At 72.4% G+C, this 1,190-nt stretch carries 1 protein-coding gene; it reads right to left on the reverse strand.

What is annotated here, in order from left to right:
* Positions 1-1,133 (reverse strand): IS607 family element RNA-guided endonuclease TnpB (gene tnpB / locus ACGFI8_RS48045; RefSeq protein WP_392815841.1); only part of this gene is annotated, 1,133 nt, incomplete at its 3' end.
* Positions 1,134-1,190: the final 57 nt, after the last annotated feature.

Raw genomic sequence — 1,190 nt, forward strand, 5'->3', positions numbered from 1 at the left:
TATGCACGCTCGGACAGGGCCAGCTTGGTTTTCACCGCGCCGCAGCCCGAGCAGGTCTTCGAGGACGGATACCAGCGGTCGGCCACGAGCAACCGGCCACCGTTCCAGGTGGTCTTGTAGGCCAGTTGGCGGCGGATCTCCGCGAACCCGACGTCGCTGATGTGCCGGGCCAATCGCCGGTTGGCCAGCATGCCAGTGACGTTGAGGTCTTCCACCACCACCGTGGCGTAGGTGGCGGCGAGTCGGGTGGTGAATTTGTGCAGCCCGTCGCGGCGCAGGTTCGCCACGCGGGCGTGCGCGCGGCCGAGCCGGTTCGTGGCCCGCTGCCACCGGTGCGACGGCCGCCGCCCGGTGCGCCGGTCCGGTCCTGTCTTCCGCGACAGTGCCCGGCCCAGCGCTCGGAGCCTGGCCTGCGCACCGGCCAGGTGGCGCGGGTTGTCCACCAGTTCGCCAGTGGACAGCACGGCCAGGTGCTTGATGCCGACGTCGACACCGACCACGCTGTCCGGCCAGCCCGGTACACGCTCGGTCCGCTCGACCTCCACGCAGAACGCGACGTGCCACCGGCCGCCGTCGCGCCGCACGGTCGCGGACATGATCCGGGCCGTGCCGTTGTCCAGGCGGCGGGCGAGTTTGCGGGCGGACTCGTGCAGCTTCAGCCGGCCCAGCCTCGGCAGCACGATGTGCGTGCGGTCCGGCTCGACCCGGATCGTGCCGGTCGTGAACCGCACGCTGGGCGTCGTGCGACGGCGGGACTTGAACCGGGGAAACCCGACCGGCCGACCGGCACGTTTACCTGCCCGGGACCCGGCCCAGTTCTGCAACGCGCGGGCGAGCGCGTCGAGGCCGGTGTTGAACGCTTCCTTCGAGCACTCGGCCCACCACGGCGCGACCCCGGCCTTCGCGGCGTTCCATGCCTTACGCAGCGCGGGCAGCGACCACGACACCGCCGGGGTCAGCTCATCGTCGGGCACGCCGTAGGTGCGTTCCGCGGCCCGCTGGTCCATGACCGCCTTCACCCGGCCCAGCGCCCAGTTGTGCGCGACCCGGGCCGCCCCGGCGTGCGCGAGCACCGCCCGTTGCTGAGCCGGGGTGAGGTCGAGCGCGAACCGGTACGCCTGGACCACCTTCACGCCGGGCCATCACCGGTGGCGGCTTCGACAGCACGGCGGGCACGGTTCACGGCGGCG

This window comes from Dactylosporangium sp. NPDC048998, assembly GCF_043197855.1.
GTDB lineage: Bacteria > Actinomycetota > Actinomycetes > Mycobacteriales > Micromonosporaceae > Dactylosporangium.